This is a genomic window from Mesorhizobium sp. M4A.F.Ca.ET.022.05.2.1 (genome assembly GCF_003998845.1).
Lineage (GTDB): Bacteria > Pseudomonadota > Alphaproteobacteria > Rhizobiales > Rhizobiaceae > Mesorhizobium.
Genome location: NZ_RZOJ01000805.1, coordinates 1 through 654 on the forward strand (window position 1 = coordinate 1; position 654 = coordinate 654).

The 654-nt window shown below is 69.7% G+C and carries 1 protein-coding gene; it reads left to right on the forward strand.

The features are described from left to right. Positions 1 to 654: nicotinate-nucleotide--dimethylbenzimidazole phosphoribosyltransferase (locus tag EN745_RS35530; protein ID WP_189363283.1), on the forward strand; the 654-nt coding region annotated here is incomplete at both ends.

Below are 654 nucleotides of genomic sequence, written 5' to 3' on the forward strand. Positions count from 1 at the left end.
TCGGCCGGCTGGAAACCATCGCCGCCTGGCTGGGGCGCTGGCAGGGCCGCGACATGCCGAAGCTGGACAAGGTGAAGGTCTTCGTCTTTGCCGGCAATCACGGCGTCACCGCGCAGGGCGTCTCGGCCTTCCCGTCGGAAGTCACCGTACAGATGGTGGCGAATTTCGCCGGCGGCGGCGCCGCCATCAACCAGCTCGCCCGCATCGCTGGCGCCGAGCTCGACGTCATCCCGCTCGACCTCGACCATCCGACCGGCGACTTCACCGAAGTGCCGGCGATGGACGAGAAGGCCTTCCTCGCCGCCGTCTCGGCCGGCCATGACGCGGTGACCAAGGATATCGACCTCGTCTGCTTCGGCGAAATGGGCATCGGCAACACCACGCCGGCGGCGGCGATTTCTGCCGCCCTATTCGGCGGCGGCGCCGAGAAATGGACCGGGCGCGGCACCGGCGTCGACGATGCCGGCCTGAAGCGCAAGGTGACCGCGATCGAAGCCGGCCTCAAGCGCCATGCCGACGCGCTGTCCGACCCGCTGAAGATCGCCGCAGCCCTTGGCGGCCGCGAGCTCGCCGCCATCTTCGGCGCCACGCTCGCCGCGCGCCGCAACAATGTGCCGGTCCTGCTCGACGGTTTTGTCTGCACCGCTGCCGCGG